Annotated in this window: 20 protein-coding genes; 4 read left to right on the top strand and 16 right to left on the bottom strand. The window is 75.0% G+C overall.

What is annotated here, in order from left to right:
- Window positions 1-71: 71 nt before the first annotated feature.
- The 6 genes from PSED_RS24155 to PSED_RS24130 all read right to left on the bottom strand — a co-directional run bounded on the left by PSED_RS24155 (window position 72) and on the right by PSED_RS24130 (window position 6,716).
- Window positions 72-1,631, bottom strand: a complete 1,560-nt coding sequence (locus tag PSED_RS24155; RefSeq protein ID WP_013676860.1) for a glycoside hydrolase family 13 protein — start codon at window positions 1,629-1,631, stop codon at window positions 72-74.
- Window positions 1,632-1,699: 68 nt separating this feature from the next.
- Window positions 1,700-2,080 (bottom strand): globin, encoded by a 381-nt coding sequence (locus PSED_RS24150; protein ID WP_013676859.1) that lies wholly within the window; start codon window positions 2,078-2,080, stop codon window positions 1,700-1,702.
- A gap of 61 nt (window positions 2,081-2,141) precedes the next feature.
- Complete coding sequence (locus PSED_RS24145; RefSeq protein WP_013676858.1) at window positions 2,142-3,170, bottom strand: mechanosensitive ion channel family protein; 1,029 nt, start codon at window positions 3,168-3,170, stop codon at window positions 2,142-2,144.
- The gene (locus PSED_RS24140) at window positions 3,167-5,296 is read right to left on the bottom strand and encodes a prolyl oligopeptidase family serine peptidase (protein ID WP_013676857.1); all 2,130 of its coding nucleotides are present in this window, start codon (window positions 5,294-5,296) and stop codon (window positions 3,167-3,169) included. The genes PSED_RS24145 and PSED_RS24140 overlap by 4 nt, the downstream gene beginning before the upstream one ends.
- A 36-nt stretch (window positions 5,297-5,332) precedes the next feature.
- A complete protein-coding gene (locus tag PSED_RS24135) occupies window positions 5,333-6,004 on the bottom strand; it encodes a pyridoxamine 5'-phosphate oxidase family protein (RefSeq protein WP_041762228.1) in 672 nt (223 codons plus the stop codon).
- Window positions 6,005-6,113: 109 nt separating this feature from the next.
- Window positions 6,114-6,716, bottom strand: coding sequence for an isochorismatase family protein (locus tag PSED_RS24130; RefSeq protein ID WP_013676855.1), 603 nt, complete (start codon window positions 6,714-6,716; stop codon window positions 6,114-6,116).
- A gap of 248 nt (window positions 6,717-6,964) precedes the next feature.
- Between PSED_RS24130 and PSED_RS24125 the strand changes: the two genes are divergently transcribed.
- Genes PSED_RS24125 through PSED_RS24115 form a run of 3 tightly spaced genes read left to right on the top strand, consistent with a single transcriptional unit; the run spans window position 6,965 to window position 11,153 of the window.
- Window positions 6,965-8,104 carry an acyl-CoA dehydrogenase family protein gene (locus PSED_RS24125; protein ID WP_013676854.1) on the top strand — a complete coding sequence of 380 codons (1,140 nt, stop codon included), beginning with the start codon at window positions 6,965-6,967 and terminating at the stop codon, window positions 8,102-8,104.
- Window positions 8,105-8,121: 17 nt separating this feature from the next.
- Window positions 8,122-10,038, top strand: a complete 1,917-nt coding sequence (locus PSED_RS24120; RefSeq protein WP_013676853.1) for an AMP-binding protein — start codon at window positions 8,122-8,124, stop codon at window positions 10,036-10,038.
- A gap of 17 nt (window positions 10,039-10,055) precedes the next feature.
- A complete protein-coding gene (locus PSED_RS24115) occupies window positions 10,056-11,153 on the top strand; it encodes a D-alanine--D-alanine ligase family protein (protein WP_013676852.1) in 1,098 nt (365 codons plus the stop codon).
- A gap of 17 nt (window positions 11,154-11,170) precedes the next feature.
- Here the strand turns inward: PSED_RS24115 and PSED_RS24110 are convergent, their stop codons facing one another.
- Both PSED_RS24110 and PSED_RS24105 read right to left on the bottom strand, forming a co-directional pair.
- A complete protein-coding gene (locus PSED_RS24110) occupies window positions 11,171-11,746 on the bottom strand; it encodes a DUF3515 domain-containing protein (protein ID WP_013676851.1) in 576 nt (191 codons plus the stop codon).
- Window positions 11,747-11,751: 5 nt separating this feature from the next.
- Complete coding sequence (locus PSED_RS24105) at window positions 11,752-11,988, bottom strand: Lrp/AsnC family transcriptional regulator (protein ID WP_013676850.1); 237 nt, start codon at window positions 11,986-11,988, stop codon at window positions 11,752-11,754.
- 154 nt (window positions 11,989-12,142) lie between these two features.
- Here PSED_RS24105 and PSED_RS24100 point away from each other — a divergent pair, with 154 nt between their 5' ends.
- The gene (locus PSED_RS24100; RefSeq protein WP_041759986.1) at window positions 12,143-13,087 is read left to right on the top strand and encodes a thiamine-phosphate kinase; all 945 of its coding nucleotides are present in this window, start codon (window positions 12,143-12,145) and stop codon (window positions 13,085-13,087) included.
- A gap of 36 nt (window positions 13,088-13,123) precedes the next feature.
- On the opposite strand, the gene PSED_RS24095 is transcribed toward PSED_RS24100, so the two are convergent.
- The 8 genes from PSED_RS24095 to PSED_RS24060 form a co-directional block, all read right to left on the bottom strand.
- Entirely contained in the window at window positions 13,124-14,413 is a 1,290-nt protein-coding gene (locus tag PSED_RS24095) for a (Fe-S)-binding protein (RefSeq protein ID WP_013676848.1), read from the bottom strand.
- Window positions 14,410-15,588 (bottom strand): FAD-binding oxidoreductase, encoded by a 1,179-nt coding sequence (locus PSED_RS24090; RefSeq protein ID WP_013676847.1) that lies wholly within the window; start codon window positions 15,586-15,588, stop codon window positions 14,410-14,412. Before PSED_RS24090 ends, PSED_RS24095 begins: the two co-directional genes overlap by 4 nt.
- 3 nt (window positions 15,589-15,591) lie before the next feature.
- Window positions 15,592-17,043, bottom strand: a complete 1,452-nt coding sequence (locus PSED_RS24085; protein WP_013676846.1) for an FAD-binding oxidoreductase — start codon at window positions 17,041-17,043, stop codon at window positions 15,592-15,594.
- Window positions 17,044-17,200: 157 nt separating this feature from the next.
- Window positions 17,201-17,905: a GntR family transcriptional regulator gene (locus PSED_RS24080; protein WP_233899137.1), complete on the bottom strand. Its 705-nt coding sequence runs from the start codon at window positions 17,903-17,905 to the stop codon at window positions 17,201-17,203.
- 35 nt (window positions 17,906-17,940) lie between these two features.
- Window positions 17,941-18,531: a DinB family protein gene (locus tag PSED_RS24075; RefSeq protein ID WP_041759985.1), complete on the bottom strand. Its 591-nt coding sequence runs from the start codon at window positions 18,529-18,531 to the stop codon at window positions 17,941-17,943.
- 222 nt (window positions 18,532-18,753) lie between these two features.
- Entirely contained in the window at window positions 18,754-20,133 is a 1,380-nt protein-coding gene (locus PSED_RS24070) for a (Fe-S)-binding protein (RefSeq protein WP_013676843.1), read from the bottom strand.
- Window positions 20,130-21,296 (bottom strand): FAD-binding oxidoreductase, encoded by a 1,167-nt coding sequence (locus PSED_RS24065; RefSeq protein WP_013676842.1) that lies wholly within the window; start codon window positions 21,294-21,296, stop codon window positions 20,130-20,132. Before PSED_RS24065 ends, PSED_RS24070 begins: the two co-directional genes overlap by 4 nt.
- 44 nt (window positions 21,297-21,340) lie before the next feature.
- Window positions 21,341-22,795: an FAD-linked oxidase C-terminal domain-containing protein gene (locus PSED_RS24060; RefSeq protein WP_013676841.1), complete on the bottom strand. Its 1,455-nt coding sequence runs from the start codon at window positions 22,793-22,795 to the stop codon at window positions 21,341-21,343.
- Between the last annotated feature and the right edge of the window lie 119 nt (window positions 22,796-22,914).

The raw sequence follows: 22,914 nt of genomic DNA, 5'->3' as shown, positions 1-22,914 counted from the left end.
GTGCCGTTCCTGCATCTGGAGGCTCCCCCGGGGCGCCCTGCGTCGGCGACGCCAGGAGCACCCGGGCGGGGTCAGGCGAGCCAGGCCGCGGTGTCCGGGGGGAGTTGGCCGTCCTCGGTCAGGGGGCCGCTGGTGACCAGGACGTCGCCGGGTGGCAGCGGGACCGGGGCGTCGGAGGTGTTGAGGGCGCAGGCGAGCGTCGTCCCGCTGCGCCGGAACGCCAGGCAGCCCGGAGGCGCGCCGTACCACTCGACGCGGGTGCGCCGGTCGTCGGTCGCGGCGAAGCCGGGATGGGTGTGCCGCAGCTCGAGCGCGTGCCGGAACATCGACAGCGTCGAGCCGGTGTCCTCGAGCTGCTCGGCGGCGGTCAGCGCGTCCCAGTCCGGCGGCATCGGCAGCCACGGCTCGCCGGTGCTGAACCCGTATGACGGCGCGCTGCCCTCCCACGGGACGGGGATTCGGCAGCTGTCGCGCCCGCGCTCGGTGTGCCCCGACCGTTCCCACACCGGGTCCTGCAGCGCGTCGTCGGGGACCTCGACGTCGGGCATGCCGAGCTCTTCGCCGTTGTAGATGTAGGCCGACCCCGGCAACGCGAGCACCACCAGCGCCATCGCGCGCGCCCGGGCGAGCCCCACCTCGCCCCCGCCGTAGCGGGTCACGGGGCGGGAGATGTCGTGGTTGGACAGCGTCCACGTCGGCCGGGAACCGACGGCGTCGACGGCCGCGATCGAGTGCTCGACGGCGTCGCGGATCGCCGCGGCCTCGAACGGCGTCTGCAGCAGCCGGAAGTTGAAGCCCTGGTGCAGCTCGTCGGGGCGCACGTAACGGGCGAAGCGCTCGTCGTCGCGCACCCAGATCTCGCCGACGGCCATCCGGCCGGGGTAATGGTCGAGGACGGCGCGGACCATGCGGTGCACGTCGTGCACACCGTCCTGGTCGAAGCGGGGGTCGCCGTCGGTGTTGGCCAGCAGCTCGATGCGCGCCTGCGGGTCGTCGGGCAGGCCGTCGGGCTTGGCCATGCCGTGTGCGACGTCGATCCGGAAGCCGTCGACGCCGCGGTCGGCCCAGAACCGCAGGGTCTTCTCCAGGTCGGCCCACACCTCGGGGTTGGTCCAGTTGAGGTCGGCCTGCTCGGGGGCGAAGAGATGGAGGTACCACTCCTCCTCCCCGACGCGCTCCCACGCCGGCCCGCCGAAGATGCTGCGCCAGTTGTTGGGCGGCTCGTCGCCGTTCTCGCCCTTGCCGGGCCGGAAGTGGTAGCGGGCCCGCTCGGGGCTGCCGGGGGCGGAGTCGAGCGCGGCGCGGAACCACTCGTGCTCCGTCGACGTGTGGTTGGGCACCAGGTCGACGATGATCTTCAGCCCGTGCCGGTGGGCGTCCTCGACGAGCGCGTCGAACGCGGCGAGGTCACCGAAGACGGGATCGACGTCGCGCGGGTCGGCGACGTCGTAGCCGTGGTCGGCCATCGGGGACCGGTAGAACGGGGTCAGCCACAGGGCGTCGACGCCCAGCAACTCCAGGTAGCCGAGCCGGCTGCGCACCCCGGCCAGGTCGCCCACACCATCGCCGTCGGAGTCGGCGAAGCTGCGGACGTAGACCTGGTAGACCACCGCGTCGCGCCACCACTGCACGCGCACATCCTGCCATCCGTGCCCGACGCGGAGCGTGACGATCGGCGCCTCGAAAGGGTGATCGAGCCTCAGAAATCGGCGTTGACCATGCTCGCAGCCGCGTATGTGATGTAGGTCCAGAACTGCTCGGTGTGCGCGGCGTCCATCCCCGACTCGTCGACGGCGACGCGCATGCAGCGCAGCCAGGCGTCGCGCTGCATCGGGCCGATCCGGAACGGTGCGTGACGCATGCGCAACCGGGGGTGACCGCGCAGGTCGGAGTAGGTGCGGGGACCGCCCCAGTACTGCTCGAGGAACATCCGGAAGCGCTCCTCGGCCGGGCCGAGGTCCTCCTCCGGGTACATCGCGCGCAGCATCTCGTCCTCGGCCACCTGCTCGTAGAACCGCGCGACGATCCGGCGGATCGTGTCCGGCCCGACCTCGGCGTAGAAGTTCTGCGGAGTGCTCACACCACCACTATCCCCTGTCGCGGACGGTGGCCTCGCGGCACCGGGCCCCGGGACCGAACGGTCACGTCGTACCGCCGCCCGGACCGGAGATGGCCGCCTTCGACGTGTCCGCGGCGGCCGGGTAGACGACCGGGCGGGGGATCTTGGCGTCGTCGAGCGCGCTGGTGATGGCCGCGTTGAGTGCCCGCTGCACGACGAACTGCCGCCCGGGACTCACCTTGGCCGTCAGTCGCAGGACCATGCCCTCGGCCGTCACCTTGTCGACGCCCAGCACCTGCACGGGCTGGAGCACGTCGTCCTTGACGTCGTCCTGCGCCAGCCGCTCCGTGGACACCCGCGTGACGAGCTCGGTGACCTCGTCGGTGTCGGCGGTGTGCGCGAGCGGCAGGTCGACGACCGCGACGGCGTAGCCCTGCGTCATGTTGCCGACGCGGACGATCTCGCCGTTGCGGACGTACCACAGCGTGCCCTTGACGTCGCGGATCGTCGTGATCCGCAGACCGACCGTCTCCACGGTGCCGACGGCGTCCCCGACGTCGACGACGTCACCCACCCCGTACTGGTCCTCGAGGAGCATGAACATCCCGGAGAGGAAGTCGCGCACCAGGTTCTGCGCGCCGAACCCGACCGCCACGCCGACGATCCCGGCGGAGGCCAGGATCGGGCCGAGCGCGACGTTGAACTCCGCGAGGATCATGATCGAGGCGATCAGCAGCACGACGGCCGACGTGATCGACCGCAGCACCGACCCGATCGTCTTGGCCCGCTGGGACCGGCGGGCCGTCACCGCCTCGACCGAGCCGTTGCGCTGCCGCCGCGGGGACCGGCGGGCGATCGCGCGTGAGAAGCGGTTGTCGACGGCGTTGTCGATCAGCCGGCGGATGGCCCGGTGCAGCAGCCAGCGCGACAGGAGCGCGACCAGGACGATCAGCAGGATCGAGAAGGTCTTGGACACGATCACGTCGGCCGACGCGGCGAGGAAGTCGCTGTGGGTCCACTGGTAGAAGCGGGCGCACCACGTCCCCGGGTCCGCGGCGCAGATCGGCTGGTCGGGGAGCAGACCCTCGGCGAGGGCGGCGGTGGCGGTCACGTCAGCTCCAGTCCGGTGTGGGCCGCGAGGAACGCGAGCTGGTCGACGGCGAGCGCGACGGTGCGCGAGATCGAGCGGCCCGCGTGGCCGACGTCGGTCTCGCGACGGATGAGCACCGGGCGGGTGTCGGGGTCGCCCGCGGTGGCGTGCTGCAGCGCGGCGCACATCTTGCGGGCGTGCAGCGGGTCGACCCGGGTGTCGGACTCGAAGACGGTGAACAGCACGGCCGGGTACGTCGTGCCGGTGTGGACGTGGTGGTAGGGCGAGTAGGACAGCAGCCAGCCGAGCTCGGTGGGGTCGGCGGCGGTGCCGTACTCGTCGTTCCACGTGCGGCCCAGCGAGAACTCCTCGTAGCGGACCATGTCCAGCAGCGGCGCCGAGCAGACCACGGCCCGGTACAGGTCGGGCCGCTGGGTGAGCGCGGCGCCGACGAGCAGGCCGCCGTTGGACCCGCCGGTGATCGCGAGCCGGTCGGGACTGGTGACGCCGTCGGCGACGAGCCGCTCGCAGGCCGAGTGCAGGTCGTCGAACACGTTCTGCTTGTTCGCGCGGTTCCCGGCGAGGTGCCAGGCCTCGCCCTCCTCGCCGCCCCCGCGCAGCGACACCAGCGCGTAGACGCCGCCCGCCGCGACCCAGGTCAGCGCGGTCGGGGTGTAGGCGGGCTCGCGGGTGATGCCGAAGCCTCCGTAGCCGGTGACCAGCGTCGGGACCGGCCCGGCGGGTGCGTCGGCCGGCCGGATGACGAACATGCGGACGGTCGTGCCGTCGGCGGAGGCGAACTCGACCTGCTCGGTGTGCACGTCGGGGACGTCGACCTCGCCGGGCGCGGCCTCGGCGAGCACGGTCCGGCCGGTGGCGCGGTCGTAGCGCTGCACCTGGTAGGGCGTGACGAGGTCGGTCCAGCCGATCCACAGCCTGCCGTGCTCGGCAGGGGTGTCGCGGTCGGCGACGGTCAGCCCGGACACCGAGCCGGTGCCGGGCAGCGGGACGGTCCCGCGCGGGGTGCCGTCGAGGGCGTGCAGGGCCAGCTCCGCGACCGCGTGCCGGGCGCGGGCGAGCACGAGCAGCGGCTCGCCGCCGGGGTCGTCGGGTGCGGGTTCGAGCCGTCGGACCGCCTCCAGCACCGACTCCGGGTCCTCGGGCACCAGCTCGCGCCAGTGCTCGCGCTGCGGCCGTTCGGGCTCGGTGACGCACAGCCGCCAGCGCGGGGCGCCGTCGGTCGTGAGGACGTAGAGCAGCCCGTCGCGCTCGACCCACGGCACGGCCTGCACGTCGTCGTCCTGGGTGAGGAGCGGGACGAGCTCGCCGGTACCCCTGCCGTCGAGGGAGGCGATCCACACGCTGTCGCGGCGCGCGGTCCCGACGTTCGCGGTGACGACGAGCCAGCGCCCGTCGCGCGAGACCCGCACGCCGTAGTAGCTGTGCCCCTCGTAGAGCCCGGGGCCATCGAGCAGCACGTCGGTCGAGGTGTCGGTGCCGATGCGGTGCCGCCAGATGCGCCGGTGCAGGTTCTCCTCGCCGGCCGGCACGTCGTCGTCGGCGACCTTGCGCACGAAGACGATCTCCTCACCGCCGGGCAGCCACGCGACGTCGGCGTAGCGGCACCGGTCGATCGGCTTCTCGACGAGTTCCCCGCTCGCGACGTCCATGACGTGCAGGACCGAGTTCTCGTCACCGCCACGCGAGACCTGGTAGGCGAGCCGCCGGCCCTCGAGGTCGGGCACCCAGGCGTCGAGCGTCGTCAGCCCGTCGGGGTCGAGCGCGACGGGGTCGAGCAGGACCCGCTCGACGGTCGTGCCGTCGGGGCCGGGCTCGCGCACGAGCACGACGGCGTGTTCCTGGCCGGGCGAGCGGCGCACGAGGAAGGCGCGCCCGGCGCGCCAGAGCGGCGCGGACACCGAGCCGGCGTCGAGCAGCCCGCGCAGCCGCGTCGCGAGCGCGTCGCGACCCGGCAGCGCCGTCAGCCAGGCGGCGGTGAGCTGGTCCTGCGCCGCCGACCATGCGACGGTCCGCGGATCGGCCGGGTCCTCCAGCCAGCGGTAGGGGTCCGCGACGTCGTGGCCGTGGAGGCGCTCGACGAGGTCGAGCCGCTCGGCGGGCGGGTACGGGGAGTCGGCACTGCTCACGCGCGCCGAGGTTACGGGAGCCGTCCCGACGTCCCGTCACCCCTCGTGAGCAGCGTGGACCCCCGGTCGTGGCCGCGCGGAGACGTGGTCGGGGGTCGGGGTGCCGGGCGCGAGGTCGGGCGCGGGCTCGGCCTCGCCCCAGACCATGCGCACCGGCAGCACCCCGGCCCAGTACGCGGGGTTCGCGACGTCCTCGGCGTCGTCACCCGGCGGACCGGTGCGCACCTTGACGCTGGCCTCGGCGAGGTCGAGGGCGAGCACGGTGGTCGCGGCCAGCTCCTTGCGGTCGGGGAGCCGGGCGTGGGTCCACGACCCGGGCGCCAGCTGTTCGACGAGCGCCCGCAGCCCGTCCAGCCGCTGCTGCTCGTCGGTGACCAGCCGCGCCGTGCCGTGCACGACCGCGCTGCGGTAGTTCATCGAGTGGTGGAACACCGAGCGGGCGTAGACGACCCCGTCGAGGTGGGTGACCGTCACGCACACCGGGATACCGGTCGCCGCCGCGCGCAGCGTCGAGGCACCGGTGGAGCCGTGCAGGTAGAGGGTGTCGCCGTCGCGCCCGTAGCCCGTCGGGAGCACGACGGGCGCGCCGTCGAGCACGATCCCGAGATGGCAGACGAGCCCGGCGTCGAGGACGGCGTAGAGGTCGGCGCGGTCGGTCCGGGCGCGCTCGGACAGCCTGCCGAGCGTGCTGCGAGGGGTGGACGACAGCGGGACCTGCGACGGCGGGACCTGCGACGGCGGGACGTGCGACGGCGGGGTGGACGAGGAGGCGCTCACCCGCCGATCCTGCCTGCGGGCCCGGGCGCGACGGAAGCCCTCATCCGGACAAACGGGCGAGCGCCTCGCCGAGATCGACCACGTCGGCGCAGGTGGCGGCGATGTCGGCGAGGTTCCCCTCGTGCAGCCCGACGGTCCGGTCGGTGCACGCGTCCCGCACCACCAGCGGCCGGAAGCCGGCGGCGCGCGCGTCGGCGGCGGACGCGCGGACGCAGCCCGACGTCGGCACCCCGCACACGACGAGCGTGGCCACCCCCGCGGTCGCCAGCGCCGGTGCGAGGGTGGTGCCGAGGAACGCCGACGCGTACCGCCTCACCACGACCGTCTCACCCGGCACCGGCGTCAGCGGCGGCGCGATCGCGCCCCAGTCGCCCGTGGCGCCCTCGGCGAACACGGCGCGCGCGGGCACCTTGCGGACGAACAGGCCGCCGTCGGCGAGGTCCGCCGGGTACCGCACGACCGCCCACACGACGGGATGCCCGCCCGTGCGTGCGGCGTCGACCAGCGCGCCGCACCCGGCGAGCGCGGGGCCGGGGTCGGGCAGGGCGAACGGCCCGTCGGGCTCGGTGTAGGCGCGCACCATGTCGACGACGAGCACCGCAGGTCGGGGGACCCGGCCCGACCGCGGGGGGATGCCGGTCATCGCGCCTCCAGTGTCCCCCGCACCGTAGATCGCGCGGGCCGCGGGCCGCGACGGACGTTCGGCGCCGCGGCCGCGCGGCCCGGGTCCGCAGGCGCGCCCCGGCCGGGTGGCTCGGACCCGGCGCGGCCGTGTCCCCGAGCGGAACGGTCCGAACCGTGCGACACGGGTGATCCGGACAGGACCGCGCGCCGCGGCCTCGGACGTCGTACTGTCCGATCGACCGACGATCTTCCTCGGGGGTGCCGACGATGTCCTGGGAGCTCGACGACGAGCACCGCGAGTTCCGCGACGTGTGCCGCGGGTTCGTCGACAAGGTGGTGCGCCCGGCCGTCGACGCCGCCGAGGCCGCCGGCACGTTCCCGGCGGAGCTGTGGAAGCCGTTGGGCGACGCCGGGATGCTCGGCCTGGTCACCCCGCCCGAATTCGGCGGCTCCGACGGCGACGCGCTGGCCGTCGCGATCTTCGCCGAGGAGATCGCCCGCGCGAGCGGCGGGCTCGCCGTCACCGCGCTGGTCAGCGCCTACATGGCCGGGACGCACCTGGTGCGCTACGGCTCGCCCGCGCAGCAGGACCGCTGGCTCGCGGCGATCGCCTCGGGCGAGGCGGTGGCCGCGATCGCGGTGACCGAGCCGGACACGGGATCGGATGTCGCGCGCATCCGGTCGACCGCCCGCCCCGCCGACGACGGCTGGGTCCTGGACGGCCGCAAGATGTTCATCACCAACGCCGGCATCGCCGACGTGCTCGTCGTCGCGGCCCGCACCGGCGAGCCGGGTCGGCGCGGCGTCACCCTGTTCGAGGTGCCCGCGGGGACGCCGGGCCTGTCGTTCAGCAGGCCGCTGCCGAAGATGGGCTGGCACTCCTCGGACACCCGCGAGGTCGTCCTCGACGGGGTCCGGGTCCCGTCCGACGCCGTGGTCGGGGCCGTCGACCGCGGCTTCTACCAGATCATGGAGGGCTTCCAGCTCGAGCGGATCGCGTTGGCGGCCATGGGTCTCGGGCACGCGCAGGAGTGCCTGGACCTCGCGCTCGGGTACACCCGGGAGCGGGAGGCGTTCGGCGCGCCGCTCACCCACCTGCAGACGATCCGGCACCGCCTCGCGCTCATGGAGATCGAGCTCGACGCCGCCCGGCTGGTCACCCACCAGGCCGCCGCCCGGCTCGACTCCGGGCACCCCGAGGCCGGGCGGTCCGTGGCCCGCGCCAAGTACCTCGCCGCAGTGGCCGCCAACCGGATCGTCGACGACGCCGTGCAGCTCTTCGGCGGCGCCGGGTTCGTCGAGGAGTCGCCCGTGGCCCGGCACTACCGCGACGCCCGCATCCTGCGCATCGGCGGTGGCACCGACGAGATTCAGCTCGAGATCCTGACCCGCGGGATGGCGGGATAGAGACCAGGAGGACGACGATGTCCGACGACAGCCTCGCGCAGCTGCTCGACACCCCGCTGCGACCGCTCCCTCCGGGGTGGACGGTGGCCGACCGCGTGGAGTCGCTGGCGAAGGCCCGTGCGCTCGAGCCCGACGACTACTGGGAATGGGTCGCGCGCCAGCAGCGGTGGACCCGGGAGTGGGACACCGTCCGGACGGGCGGCGTCTCCGATTTCCGGTATTTCGAGGGCGGCCTGATCAACGTCGCGGACAACTGCGTCGACCGCTGGACCGAGGACCCCGCGACGGCCGACCGTGCCGCGATCGTGTGGGAGGGCGAGCCGGGCGAGGTCCGCACCGTCACCTACGCCGAGCTCGCCGACGAGGTCTCCCGGCTCGCGGCCGGGCTGCTCGACCTCGGCGTCGGGGAGGGCGACGTCGTCGCCGTCTACATGCCCAACCTCGTCGAGGCGTTCACGACCATCCACGCCTGCAACCGGATCGGCGCCGTCTACACGGTGCTGTTCTCGGGGTTCGGCGAGGAGGCGGTCGCGTCGCGGCTGCAGGCGGCGCGGGCGGCGGTGGTCGTCGTGGCGGACGCGTCGTACCGGCGGGGGCGCCGGGTGCAGTTGCTGTCGACGTTGCGCTCGGCCCTCACGAGGTGCCCGAGCGTCCGGGCGACCGTGGTCGTCGACCGGACCGGCGACGGCGTCGCGCTGCGGGAGGGGGAGCGCTCCTACGCCGACGTGCTCGCCGCCGGCGCGGGCGGGGCTCCCGCCGTCCCGCTGGACCCCAACGCCCCGTCGTTCCTGATCTTCACCTCCGGCACCGAGTCGCGGCCCAAGGGCGTGGTGCACTCGGTCGGCGGTTTCCTGCTCGGGTCCTGGGCCAACGCGCACTGGCAGGTCGGCCGCGAGGACGGCGACGTCTACTGGGTCGCCGCCGACGTCGGCTGGCTGACCTTCCCGATCCAGGCCGTCGTCGGGGGCCTGGCGTGCGGGATGACCGTCGCCTGCTTCGAGGGCGCGCTCGACACCCCGACCCCCGCGCGGTTCTACGAGATCTGCGAGCGGCACGCCGTCACCAAGATCCTGGCGGCGCCGACGCTGATCCGGATGCTGCGCAAGTTCGGCGACGACCTCGCCGCGGCCCACCCGCTGCCCGGGCTGAAGCTGATCACCGCGCAGGGCGAGCCGCTCGACGGCGACACCTTCGCCTGGGCCACCGACACCTTCGACGTGCCCGTGATCAACGCCTACGGCCAGACCGAGACCGGCTCGACCTGGACCTACCCCGTCTACGGCGTCGACCCGCTCAAGGCCGGCTCCGCCGGGACGCCGGTGCCCGGGCACACGTTCGCGATCGTCGACGACTCCGGTGAGCCCGTGCCCCCGGGCGTCAAGGGCAACCTCGTGCTGACCGGCCCGTTCCCGACGTTGTGCCGCACGGTGTGGGGCGACCACCAGCGCTACCTGGACACCTACTTCGCGAAGTTCCCGGGCAGCTACGCCACCAACGACGAGGCCGTCCTCGACCACGACGGGCACATCTGGGTGCTCGGCCGCGCCGACGACGTCATCAACGTCGCCGGGCACCGCATCTCGACGATGGAGATCGAGGCCGTCGTGACGTCGGACCCCGACGTCGTGGAGGCCGCCGTCGTCGGGGTGCCGGAGGAGACGAAGGGGACGGTGCCGATCGCGTTCGTGACGCTGCGTTCGTCCTCGGACGACGGGGTGGCCGACCGGATCCGCGCCCTCGTCGCCGGGGAGATGGGCGGGTACGCCCGGCCCGACCGCGTCTACGTCACCCCGGCCATGCCGAAGACCCGCACCGGCAAGACGATGCGCCGGCTGCTGCGCGACGTCGTCGTGCACGGCGGGCCGACCGGCGACACGTCGGCGATGGAGGACCCGGCGGCGCTGGAGGCGGTGACCGAGGTCGTGCGCGGGTAGCCCTACGCTCGTCCCTCATGGGTGAGCGCAGGACCAGGGTCGCGGTGGTGTTCGGTGGCCGCAGCTCCGAACACACCATCTCGTGCGTGTCGGCGGGCAGCGTGCTCGCCCACCTCGACCGCGACCGGTTCGACGTGGTGCCCGTCGGCATCACGCCGGACGGCGCCTGGGTGCTCGGCACCGACGACCCCGCCCGACTGCGCATCGACGGCCGCACCCTGCCCGTCGTCGACGGGACCGGCGCCGCGCTCGCCCTGCCCGGCGACCCGACCCGCGGCGGCCTCGTCCGCCTCGACCGCGACCGGGCGGGCGAGGTGTTCTCCGGTGTCGACGTCGTCTTCCCCGTGCTCCACGGACCCTTCGGCGAGGACGGCACGATCCAGGGGCTGTTCGAGATGGCCGGGCTGCCCTACGTCGGGTCCGGCGTGCTCGCGAGCGCCGCGGGCATGGACAAGGAGTTCACCAAGAAGCTCCTGGCCGCCGAGGGGCTCGCGGTCGGGTCGCTGGTGGTGCTGCGGCCGGGCACGCAGTCGCTGACCGCGGCGCAGCAGGAACGCCTCGGGCTGCCGGTGTTCGTCAAGCCCGCGCGCGCCGGGTCGTCGGTCGGGATCACCCGCGTCACCTCCTGGGACCGGCTCGACGAGGCCGTCGCGGCCGCCCGCGTGCACGACCCCAAGGTGCTCGTCGAGGCCGCGATCGTCGGTCGTGAGGTCGAGTGCGGCGTCCTCGAGTACCCCGACGGCACCGTGCGGGCGAGCCTGCCCGCGGAGATCCGGCTCGTGTCCGGGTCGGCGGAGTTCTACGACTTCGACGCCAAGTACCTCGACGACGCGTGCGAGTTCGACATCCCCGCCAAGCTCGACGACGACGTCACCGAGCGGGTGCGCGACCAGGCGGTGGCCGCGTTCCGGGCGCTGGACTGCCAGGGCCTCGCGCGGGTGGACTTCTTCGTCGGCGACGACGGCGCGCCCGTCGTCAACGAGGTCAACACGATGCCGGGGTTCACCCCGATCTCGATGTACCCGCGGATGTGGGCCGAGACCGGTGTCGACTACCCGACCCTGCTCGCCACGCTCGTCGACACCGCGCTGGCCCGCGGCACCGGGCTGCGCTGAGCCGCGGGCCAGCGCCGTCAGCGGACGGCGATCGGCGTGGCGGGCATCGTCGCGGTGATCGCGTCCGAGATCGCCTGCAGGGGACCGCTGCCGGCCGTCGCGGGCGTCGTCACGGCGACGTAGGTCGGGCGGTCGACCGCCACCCAGCTGGACTGCACGGGATCGGGGACGTCGTCGGGGAGCTGCAGCCAGCTCACCCCGTCGACGACGACGAGCGCCGAGGTCGGCGTCAGCTCCGCGGGCCGGGGGAGCCCGCAGCGCAGGACGACGGGGCGCGACGGTGCCGCCCAGGCGCGCACCCCCGCCGGGGCGGGGTCGGCCAGCGGCCGCGTGGCCAGTTGGCCGTCGCCGCCGGGGAGGGTCGCGGGCAGCGCGGCGAGCAGGGCCGTGCACTGCGGGCCGCTCGCGTCGGGGGCGTCGACGGGAGCCGCGGCGAGCGGGGTGGTGTCCGTCGTGGGGGGTGGGGGCTTGCCGGCGTCCCGGTTGACGATCGCGAGGACGGCGACCGCGACGGCCAGCAGCACCGGCAGCGCCACGGCCACGACGACCGCGGGCGAGCGCGGTGTCCGGACGTCGGTCCCCGCCTGCCGCACGACGCTCAGCCCAGCTTGACGACCGGGCAGGTCAGCGTGCGGGTGATGCCGCTGACGCCCTGGACCTGGGCGACGACGAGCTGGCCGAGCAGGTCGACGTCCTCGGCCTCCGCGCGGACGATCACGTCGTACGGTCCCGTGACGTCCTCCGCCGACACCACCCCGGGGATGCCGGCGATGGCGCTCGCCACGGAGGCCGCCTTGCCGACCTCGGTCTGGACCAGGATGAAGGCCTGAACCACGGCGTGCTCCTCTCGGGTGCGCGCTGCCGGGCAGCGCAGCCGCGCCGCACGGGCGCGACGGGTCGTGTCGGGCTGGAAAGTCGGAAGTCAAACCGTACCGGAGGTAGCCGCAGTGCCCACATCGTCGGCCTCCCCGTCAGAGGGAACCGAGGCGATGAACACACTTCGCGACGTCGGCGAGTTCGGCCTGATACGGCGCGTGACCGCGGACCGGGTGCAGCCCGGTACCACGCTGCTCGGGCCGGGCGACGACGCCGCGGTGGTCGAGGCGCGGGACGGCCGGGTCGTCGCCTGCACAGACGTCCTGGTCGAGGGCGTGCACTTCCGGCTGGACTGGTCGGCGCCGGACGACGTGGGGCGCAAGGCCGCCGCGGCCAACCTGGCCGACGTGGCGGCGATGGGCGCGGTCCCGACGGCGCTGCTCGTCGGGCTCGCCTGTCCCCGCGACACGCCGGTGGAGACGTTGGAGGGCATCGCGTCCGGGCTGTGGGCGGAGGCGTCGTCGGCGGGCGCGGGGGTCGTCGGCGGGGACGTGGCCGCCGGGCCCGCGATCGTGCTGTCGGTGACGGCGTTGGGCTCGCTGGAGGGCCGTCCGCCGGTGACGCGGGCGGGCGCGAAGCCGGGCGACGTCGTCGCGCTGTGCGGGCGGATCGGCTGGGCCGCGGCGGGGCTCGACGTGCTGCACCGCGGGTTCCGGTCGCCGGTCGCGGTCGTCGGGGCGCACCGGGTTCCGGAGCCGCCCTACGCCGCCGGACCGCAGGCGGCGCGGGCGGGCGCGACGTCGATGATCGACGTGTCCGACGGGCTGCTCGCCGATCTCGGGCACCTCGCCGCCGCGTCCGGCGTGACCGTCGACGTGTCCACGTCGGCGCTGGTCGTCCCGCCGCGGCTCGTCGAGGTCGCGTCCGCGCTGGGTGTGGACCCGCTCGAATGGCTGCTGACCGGCGGTGAGGACCACGCGCTCGCGGCGACCTTCCCGCCCGGTGCCGTCCCCGAGGGCTGGACGGTGATCGGCGGGGTGACCGAGGGGGACGCCGCGGTCCTCGTCGACGGCGCCCCGCACGAGGGCGCCGCCGGCTGGGACCACTTCGCCGGGTGACCTCGTGGGTGGCGTTCCACCGGCCGAGGGCGCCACTCACACGGGGTCGCAGCCCCGGATCGACGCGTCGACCAGCTGCACCGGGTGCAGCACCGGGATGCCGGCGTCGAGGAAGCGGCGGATCTGCAGCAGGCAGCCCGCGTTCGCCGTCACGACGACGTCCGGTGCGACGGCCTCCAGGTTCGCCGCCTTGCGCTGCCCCAGCTCCTCGGCCGTCACGGGCTGCACGAGGTTGTAGATGCCCGCCGATCCGCAGCACAGCTCGGCCTCGGCGACGTCCTGCAGCTGCAGGCCGGGGATGGCGCGCAGCACCGCGCGGGGCTGCTCGCGGACGCGCTGGGCGTTGGCGAGGTGGCAGGCGTCGTGGTAGGCGACGCGCGCCGCGACGGGGTGTCGCGGGGCCTGCGGGGTGAGCTCGGCCAGCAGCTCGGTCACGTCGCGGACCGTGGCGCTGAACGCGGCCGCGCGCTCGGCCCAGGCGGGATCGTCGGCGAGCAGCGCGCCGTACTCCTTGAGCGTCGACCCGCACCCGGCGACGTTGGCGACGACGACGTCGAGCCGGTACCGCTCGAACATCTCGATCGTCGCCCGTGCCCGGGCCAGGCCCTCGTCCTCGCGCCCGGCGTGCACGGACAGGGCGCCGCAGCACTGCACGTCGCGGGGGACGAGCACGTCGCAGCCCTCGGCGGCGAGCACGCGCACGGTGGCGGCGTTGACGTCGCCGAAGAAGACCCGCTGCGCGCAGCCGGCCAGCAGCCCGACGCGCAACCGCGCCGCGCCCGGCGGCCGCGTCCGCTCCGGGGTCCGGGCCAGCAACGCGCGCACGGTGACCGGCGGCAGCAGCGACTCCAGCGCGCGCAGCCGCGCGGGCAGCCGGTCGAGCAGCCCGAGCCGGCGCACGAGCGCGCGCAGCCCCGACCGTTGGTAGACCAGACCGCCGAGCGCGGCCACCCGCAGCCGGTTCGGGTACGGGAACAGCGCGAAGACGAGCCCGCGAAACAGCCGGTCGGCCCGGCTGCGCGTGACGTTGCGCTCGACCTGCGGGCGGACCGACTCGATCAGCCGGTCGTACTGCACACCCGACGGGCACGCCGTCACGCACGCGAGGCAGCCGAGGCAGGAGTCGATGTGCTCGCCGAAGGCCTCGTCGACCCCGATCGTGCCCTGCGCGGCCAGGTCCATGAGGTAGATGCGCCCGCGTGGGGACTCCGTCTCGGTGCCCGTCACGGCGTAGGTCGGGCAGGTCGGCAGGCAGAAGCCGCAGTGCACGCAGTCGTCGAGGACCTCGCGCTGCGGCGGGCGGCGGGCGTCGAACGACGTGCTCACGCGGGGACTCCTTCGGTGGCGGGGACGTCACGGACGGGGGCGAGCCAGGGGGAGAGGCGACCTGCGCCGAACCGGCCGGTCGGGTCGAACCGCTGCTTGACCGCCCGCAGCAGGGCCACCGCGGCCGGCGGCGGCCCCCACAGCGGGGCGTCGGGGTCGAGCCCGTCGTGGCGCAACACCGTGACCGCGGGTCCGGCCGCGGCGTGCGCGGCGGCGAGGACGGCGGCGTGGTCGCCCCCGGTGAGCGCGACGGTGTGCACACCGGTGCCGACGCCGCTGCTGACGGCCAGGTCGGCCCCGGCCCGCGCGGCCGCGGCGGCCAGCGTGGCGACGAATCCCGGCCCGTCCGAGGGCAGCGTGCCGGCGCGCAGCACCGTCGTCCCGGGCGCCGCGGGGTCGGCGACGGCGTCGACGCCGGCCCACGCCGCGGCCTGCGCGTCGTCGGACAGGATGGTGCCGCCGACCGCCTCGACGGCCCCGGCCCGTGCCAGGACCCCCTCCTCGGTGCCCTCGAGCCGCACCAGCAGCCCGGAGTCCGGCGTCCACTCCAGCGCGGCCGGCTCGATGCCGCGGCCCAGCAGGTCCGTGCCGGTGCGGGTGGCCTCCTCGGCCGGGCCCGGGACCGCGACGGTGACGACGTGCCGCGGCAGCGGGTGCAGCCGCAGCACGACCTCCGCGACGACGCCCAGCGTGCCGAGCGAGCCGTGGAACAGCTTGGCGAGGTCGTAGCCTGCGACGTTCTTGATGACGTGCCCGCCGGAGTGCGCGACGGTGCCGTCGGCGAGCACGACCGTCGCCCCGATGACGAGGTCGCGCAGCACCCCGAACTGCTGACGGGCGGGACCGCCGTCGGCCGTGGCGAGCAGCCCGCCGACGGTGGCGCCACGGCGGCCGCGGGCCGGGTCGAACGCGACGCGCTGCCCCGCCAGCTCGGCCTGGACCTGCGTCAACGGGGTGCCGGCGCGGACGGCGACGGTCATGTCGGCCGGGTTGTAGCGCAGCACGCCGGACAGCCCGGTGGTGTCGACGACGGCGTCCGCCGGGTCGGGCCTGCCTCCGGTGGTCGCGGCCGTGCCGGCGCCCTCGACGAGCAGCCGCGGGTGCGAGGCGGTGGTGTCGGCGAGGACGGCTCGCAGCTCGTCGACGTCGGACGGGGTGAACCGGGTCGTGGGCATCGGTCAGATCCGCTCGATGAGGCCCGCCGCCTCCAGCGGGTGCGGACGATGGGGGCCGGGACGCTCGCCGCACAGCCGAGGGGTGGGCAGCAGCTTGCCGGGGTTGCAGACGTCGTCGGGGTCGAAAGCCCTGCGCAGCAGCGTCATCGTCGCGAGGTCGGCGTCGTCGTACTGGCGCGGCATCGAGCACGCCTTGTCGGTGCCGATGCCGTGCTCGCCCGAGAGCGACCCGCCGAGGTCGACGCACAGCTCTGCGATCGACGACGACAGGTGCTCGGCGCGCTCGTGCTCGCCGCGCGCCTCGCTGTAGAGGACCAGCGGGTGCAGGTTGCCGTCCCCGGCGTGGAACACGTTCGCGACGCGCAGGCCCGCCTCGTCGGCCAGCTCACCGATCCGGGTGAGCGCCTCGGCGAGGCGTGTGCGCGGGACGACGCCGTCCTGGACGAAGTAGTTCGGGCTGATCCGGCCGACGGCCGCGAACGCCGCCTTGCGCCCCTTCCACACCGCGGCGCGCGCCTCGGGGGTCGGCGCGACGTGCACCTTCGTCGTGCCGTGCTCGTGGCAGAGCCGTTCGACCTCGGCGAACTGCGCGGTGACCTCGGCGGGCGGGCCGTCGAGCTCGACGATCAGCGCGGCCGCCGTGTCGCGCGAGTAGCCCGCCGACACCGCGGCCTCCACGGCCTCGATGGCCAGCGCGTCCATCATCTCCACCGCCGCCGGCACGATCCCGGCCGCGACGATCGCGGTGACGGTGTCGCCCGCCTGCTCGACCGACGGGAAGTCCGCGACGAGCGTCTGCACCGCCGCGGGCCTGGGCAGCAGCTTGACGGTGATCCGGGTGACGATCCCGAGCGTGCCCTCCGACCCGATGAACGCCCCGAGCAGGTCGTACCCGCCCTGGTGCGGCGCGGGCCCGCCGAGCGTCGTCACGGTCCCGTCGGGCAGCACGACCTCGATCTCGTGGATGTGGTGCACCGTGAACCCGTACTTGAGGCAGTGCGCCCCTCCCGAGTTCTCGGCGACGTTGCCGCCGATCGTGCACACCTGCTGGCTCGACGGGTCAGGGGCGAAGTAGAGCCCGTGCGCCGCAACGGCTCTGCTGATGTCGAGGTTCGTCACGCCCGGTTCGACGACGGCCCGCCGGTTCACCGGGTCCACCGAGACGACCGCGCGCAGCCGCTGCAGGGAGATCACCACACCGTCGGCCACCGGCAGCGCCCCGCCCGACAGGCCGGTGCCCGCGCCGCGCGCGACGAACGGCACCCCGTTGCGGGCGCAGACCCGGACCGCGGCGGCGACCTGGGCGGTGTCGCGCGGGAGCACGACGCACGCCGGGACCACCCGGTAGCCGGTCAGGCCGTCGCACTCGTAGGCGCGCAGCGAGACCGGGTCGGTGAGCACGGCGTCCGCGCCCAGTGCGGCGACCAGCTCCGCCTGCAGTGCCACGCGGTCCATCGAGCCTCCTGCTCGTGCACAACTGAGATACAAGTTGTGTGCGACGGTAGCCGGACGGTCGTGCGGTGGACAAGACCCTGGTGACGAGGGGCCGTCGCGGCGACGCGCGAGGGCTGTGCGGGCACCTCGGGGCGCGCTCCCGCGCAACGGGGCCCGGTCAGTCGGCGGTCAGGAGCGTCGGGTCGGGGGAAAGGCCCAGTGCCATGACGGTGCCCGAGAGGTGCGCGCGGACGCCGTCGAGCAGCGCGTCGGCGTCGCCGTGCCCGACCGCGGCCGCGATGCGCTCGTGCTCGGTGACGATCGTCGCCGTCCGCCTCGGGTCGCGGACCGCGGACTCCCCGATCATCCGCAGCTGCCTGTCACGCAGCGACGAGTAGACGTCGGCCAGGATCGGGTTGCCCGCGGCCTCGACGATCACGGTGTGGAAGGCGCGGTCCGCGTCGAGGAACCCGCGCAGGTCGGCGCCCGCGGCGCGCTGCCGGTCGAGCTGGACGCCGAGGGCGGTGACGACCTCGGCGCGGGCGGTCGCGTCGCGTCGGCAGACCGCGCGGGCGGCGAAGTGCTCGATGACCAGCCGGGCCTCCATCACCGCCCGGACCTCCTCGGGCGAGACCGGGACGACCAGCGCCCCGCGCTGCGGGTAGAGCCGCAGCAGCCCCTCGGCCTCCAGCCGCAGGAAGGCCTCCCGGACCGGCGTGCGCGACATGCCCAGTGCGGCCGCGACCTCGCCCTCGCTGATCAGCTCGCCGCCGCGGAAGTCACCGGTGAGGATGCGGTCCTTGACGTACTCCAGCGCCCGCAGCTTGGCCCCGCCACGGCGCGGCGCGGGGTCGTTCGCTGCGGCGCCGACCGCCACCCGCACCACACTCCTGCCGCTGCTTCCCGGTGCCGCGGACCCTACCGCGCGCGCCGGCCGCCGCCCTCGCGCCGCGACCGGTACAGGTCGCGCAGCAGCAGGACCTCCGCGGCGTGGTGGATCGCCTCGCGGTTGATGTGCAGCACCAGCTCCGACATCGTGTGCTCGGCCCACATTCCCTCGGCCGGTCCGACGGGGCGCGCCAGCGCCGCGTCGTCGAGCCCGCCGACACCGGCCGACCAGCCCGCGTGGACGTCGTCGAGCTGTGCGAGCGCCTCGTCGGCGGTGCCGGCGTACGGGAAGTCGTCGTACCCGATCGGCGGGCCCCCGAAGTGGCTCGCGACGCGCATCCCGAACACCCCGACGATGACGTGCGCCAGCCGCCAGCCGATCGTGGTGACGGGCGGCGGATCGGGCTCGGGGAACTCGAAGTCGACGGTCCACGGCCCCGAGCCGGGCTGGGGCGCCTGCGCCGCGGGGTCGCGCCGGCGGACGTTCCAGCAGTTCGGCGCGGGCTCCCACAGGTACTCGTCGTCGGTCAGCCCCGCCAGCCTGGGCCGCACCAGGTTCGTCCAGTGCCAGTCGAGCTGGGCGAGCAGCTGCGCGGCGAGGTCCGGTCTCGTGGCGGGCACCCGCCGACCGTAGGGCCCCACGCGCGCCCCCGCCCGCAGGAGCGCCGGTCCGTGCCCCCACCCGGGCGCAACCTCACCGCTCTCCTCGGCGCTTGGGGCGACGGTGGGGTTGCGCTCGGGCCGGGGTGCGCAACCTCGCTGCTGTCCCGGGCGCGCGGGGCGACCGTGGGGTTGCGCTCGGCGTCCGGGTGCGACGTCGGCGCCGGGTGCGCGGGGGTGACGTCAGCGGCGGGGCAGCGGGACCCCGCGGATGCTCGCGTCGAGCAGCTGGACGGGGTGCAGCAACGGGACCGCGCCGTCGAGGTGCTTGCCCATCTGCAGCAGGCAGCCCGGGTTCGCGGTGACGACGACGTCGGGCCGCACCGACCGCACGTTGGCGGCCTTGCGGGCACCCAGCTCGTCGGCGGCGTCCGGCATGACCATGTTGTAGATCCCCGCGGATCCGCAGCACAGCGCGGCCTCGGGGATGTCGACGACCTCGACGCCGGGGACGCTGCGCAGCACGTCGCGCGGCTGGACGCGGACGCCCTGGGCGTGCCCGAGGTGGCAGGCGTCGTGGTAAGCGACGCGCGCCTGGACGGGGTGCCGCGGGGCCCGGGGCTCGTCGGCGAGGAGCTCGGCGAGGACCTCGTGGACGTCGCGCACGGAGTCGGAGAACGTCCGCGCGCGCGAGGCCCACGCCGGGTCGTCGGCCAGCAGGTGCCCGTACTCCTTCATCGACGACCCGCACCCGGCGACGTTGGTGACCACGTGGTCGACCCCGGAGGCGAGCAGCCGCTCGAAGGTCTCGATGGTGCGGCGGGCGCGGGCCAGCGCGGCGGGCTCGCGCCCGGCGTGCAGCTCCAGCGCCCCGCAGCACTGCTGGTCGCGGGGGACGATGACGTCGGCACCCTCGGCGGCGAGGACGCGGACGGTGGCCTCGTTGACGCGGTGGAAGAACACGTCCTGCACGCAGCCCGACAGGAGGGCGACGCGGGCGCGGCGCTCGCCGACGGCCGGGGTGACCGCGGGCAGGGTGGCGAACGCGTCCTTCACCGTCACCGGCGGCAGCAGCGACTCCAGCGCCGCGAGGCGGGAGAACCGGGTGCCGCGCAACCGTTGCGTACCGCCGTCGACGAGCTTGCGGACGGCCGGGACGCGGGCGAGCCGCTGGTAGAGGGCACCCGGCAGGGCGGCGGCGCGCAGCCGGCGCTTGTAGGGGAAGAGCGCGAAGACGGCGTCGCGGAAGAGCTTGTCGTCGCGGTCCCGTGGGACGTTGCGCTCGACCTGCGGGCGCACCGACTCGAGCAGCCGGTCGTACTGGACCCCCGAGGGGCACGCGGTCACGCAGGCCATGCAGCCCAGGCAGCGGTCGATGTGCGTCGCGAACGAGCCCTCGAGCGCGATGTCGCCCTTCTCGGCGAGGTCCATCAGGTAGATGCGCCCGCGCGGGGAGTCCATCTCCTCGCCCCAGAGCTGGTAGGTCGGGCAGGTCGGCAGGCAGAACCCGCAGTGCACGCAGTCGTCGAGCAGCTCGCGCTGCGGCGGGCGCTGCTCGTCGAACGCGCTGGGGCCCGTGCGCGGCAGGTTGGTGTCGGCCGAACCGGCCGGGGTGGACGTCATCGGGAGTTCTCCAGTGGCCAGGGGGCGAAGCGGCCCGGACCGAGCCGGCCGTCGGGGTCGAAGGCACGTTTGACGCTGCGCAGCATCGCGATCGCCGACGGCGGCGGACCCCAGGCCGGGCCGCCGAAGCCGGCGGGCCGGTCGCGCAGCACCGACGTCCCACCGGCGGCGTGCACCGCGAGGTGTGCCGACTCGACGGCGTCGGCGTCGGCGGGCAGCGCGACCGTCGCGACGCCCGTCCCGAGCCCGACCGTGACGCCGGCGCCGGGGCCGTCGGCACCCGGGAGCGCGCCGACGATCCCGCCGATCCGCGACGGCCGTGCCCCGATCCGCAGGACCGCCTGGCCGGGACGGCCGCGGACGGTCGACGCGTGGGCCTCCCACTCGCCGGCGTCGGCCTCGGCGGCACCGGGCCCGAGCGTGTCGACGAGCCGCTCGACCCGGGCCGGCAGCGCCGCGGCGGTGCCCTCGATCCGGGCGAGCAGCCGGCCGTCGGAGGTCGCCGGGCCCGAGCCCGCCGAGCACCACTCCAGCGCCGCGGGTTCCAGCGGTCGCGCGAGCACCCGCGCGGCGTGTGCGACGGCCTCGTCGAGCGGGCAGTCCAGCACGACGGTCGCCGACGCCGCGGGCACGGGGTGCAGCCGCAGCACGACCTCGGCGACGATCGCGAGCGTCCCGTACGACCCGTGCACGAGCTTGGCCAGGTCGTAGCCGCTCACGTTCTTGATGACGTGCCCGCCGGTGCGCGCCACGGTCCCGTCGGCCAGCACGATCGTCATGCCGATGACCAGGTCGCGCAGCGTGCCGTGGACCAGTGCGCCGGGCCCGGCGTCGGCCGTGGCGACGAGCCCGCCGACGGTCGCGCCGCGGGCCACGCGGGCGGCGTCGAACGAGACCTGCTGGCCGTGGCCCGCGAGCTCGGCGGCGAGGTCGCGCAGCGGGGTGCCGGCCTTCACGGCCACGGTCATGTCGCCGGGGTTGTGGACGACGATCCCGGAGAGCCCGCTGACGTCGACGACGGTGTCGACGTGCTGCAGGTCGCCCGCCCACGCGGCGGCCGTGCCCGCGCCCGCGACGGCCAGCGGCCCGGCGGAGTCGAGGACGGCGGCGCGCAGCGCGGCGAGATCGGTGGGGCGGACCGTGGTGGGGGTCGCGCGCGTCATCGGGGCAAGTCCTTCGAACGAGACGGTCGGAGCGAACGGGACGGTCAGAGACGGTCGATCAGGCCCGACTCCTCCAGGGGGTGCGGCCGGTACTTCCCGGGCCGTTCCCCGCACAGCCGCGGCGTCGGCAGGACCTTGCCGGGGTTGCAGATGCCGTCGGGGTCGAACGCGGCGCGCACGCGGCCCATCGTCGCCAGGTCCTCCTCGCCGAACATCCGCGGCATCGAGCACGCCTTGTCCGTACCGATGCCGTGCTCGCCCGACAGCGCCCCGCCGAGCTCGACGCACAGCTCCGCGATGGAGCCGGAGAGGCGCTCGGCGCGCTCGGTCTCGCCCGCGGCGGCGTTGTAGAGCACCAGCGGGTGCAGGTTGCCGTCGCCCGCGTGGAACACGTTGGCGACGCGCAGCCCGGCCTGCTCGCCCATGTCCGCGATCCGGGCCAGCACCTCGGTGAGCCGGGTCCGCGGGACGACGCCGTCCTGCACGAAGTAGTCGGGGGAGATGCGGCCGACCGCGGCGAACGCGGCCTTGCGCCCCCGCCAGATCGCGGCCCTCTCCTCGCCCGAGCCCGCGATGTGCAGCCGGGTGCAGCCGTGCCGGTCGCAGATCGCCTTGACCTGCTCGAACTGCACGTCGCACTCCTCGGCGGGCCCGTCGAGCTCGACGACGAGCGCCGCGGGCACGCCGACCGTGTAGCCGGCGTGCACGGCCTCCTCGGCGGCCTCGATCGCGAGCGTGTCCATCATCTCGACGGCGGCGGGCACGATCCCGGCGGCGACGATGTCGCTCACGACGTCGCCCGCCGCGGCGACGGACGGGAAGTCGGCGAGCAGCGTGCGGACCGTCTCGGGGACCCGCAGCAGCCGCACGGTGATCGACGTCGCGATGCCGAGCGTGCCCTCCGACCCGAGGAAGACCCCACGCAGGTCGGGACCCGCCTGCTCGGCGGAGTCGCCGCCGAGCGTCACGACCGAGCCGTCGGGGAGCACGACCTCCATCGCCAGCACGTGGTTGCTGGTGAACCCGTACTTGAGGCAGTGCGCGCCGCCGGAGTTCTCGGCGACGTTGCCGCCGATCGTGCACACCTGCTGGCTGGACGGGTCGGGGGCGTAGTAGAGGCCGTGCGCCGCGGCGGCCGCGGTGATCTCCAGGTTCGTCACGCCGGGCTCGACGACCGCGCGCCGGTCGACGGGATCGACGTCGAGTACCCGCTTGAGCCGCGACAGCGAGATGACGACGCCGTCGGCGACCGGCAGCGCACCGCCGGACAGCCCCGTCCCGGCCCCACGGGCGACGAACGGCACCCGGTGCTCGGCGCAGGCCCGCACGGCGGCGGCGACGGCCGCCGCGTCGCGGGGGAGCACCACGAGATCGGGGACGACGCGGTACCCGGTGAGCCCGTCGCACTCGTACGCGCGGCGCCCGACCGGGTCGTCGACGACGTTCTCCACGCCGACCGCCCGGGCCAGCGCGGCCCGCGCCGCATCGTCGAGCGCCATGGGGCCTCCTCGCGTCCGATCGCCGCCCGGCGGCCCCCGTCGGGACCGTCGGAACGCCACGGTAACGCCCGCCGCGACCACGTGCCGTCACCGCACGAGCGCGATCGCCCGCGCGGGGC

It is taken from the genome of Pseudonocardia benzenivorans CB1190 (assembly GCF_000196675.2).
Taxonomy (GTDB): Bacteria; Actinomycetota; Actinomycetes; order Mycobacteriales; family Pseudonocardiaceae; genus Pseudonocardia; species Pseudonocardia benzenivorans.
The sequence above is the reverse complement of the archived record's forward strand: the minus strand, read 5'-3'. Positions and strand labels throughout refer to the sequence as shown.

Excerpts from the sequence above, each read along its gene's own strand:
- PSED_RS24090 (WP_013676847.1), bottom strand. The coding sequence starts at position 15,588 with ATGCCCACGACCCGGTTCACCCCGTCCGACGTCGACGAGCTGCGAGCC.
- PSED_RS24100 (WP_041759986.1), top strand. The coding sequence starts at position 12,143 with ATGAACACACTTCGCGACGTCGGCGAGTTCGGCCTGATACGGCGCGTG.
- PSED_RS24120 (WP_013676853.1), top strand. The coding sequence starts at position 8,122 with ATGTCCGACGACAGCCTCGCGCAGCTGCTCGACACCCCGCTGCGACCG.
- PSED_RS24115 (WP_013676852.1), top strand. The coding sequence starts at position 10,056 with ATGGGTGAGCGCAGGACCAGGGTCGCGGTGGTGTTCGGTGGCCGCAGC.
- PSED_RS24085 (WP_013676846.1), bottom strand. The coding sequence starts at position 17,043 with ATGGACCGCGTGGCACTGCAGGCGGAGCTGGTCGCCGCACTGGGCGCG.
- PSED_RS24060 (WP_013676841.1), bottom strand. The coding sequence starts at position 22,795 with ATGGCGCTCGACGATGCGGCGCGGGCCGCGCTGGCCCGGGCGGTCGGC.
- PSED_RS24065 (WP_013676842.1), bottom strand. The coding sequence starts at position 21,296 with ATGACGCGCGCGACCCCCACCACGGTCCGCCCCACCGATCTCGCCGCG.
- PSED_RS24070 (WP_013676843.1), bottom strand. The coding sequence starts at position 20,133 with ATGACGTCCACCCCGGCCGGTTCGGCCGACACCAACCTGCCGCGCACG.
- PSED_RS24125 (WP_013676854.1), top strand. The coding sequence starts at position 6,965 with ATGTCCTGGGAGCTCGACGACGAGCACCGCGAGTTCCGCGACGTGTGC.
- PSED_RS24130 (WP_013676855.1), bottom strand. The coding sequence starts at position 6,716 with ATGACCGGCATCCCCCCGCGGTCGGGCCGGGTCCCCCGACCTGCGGTG.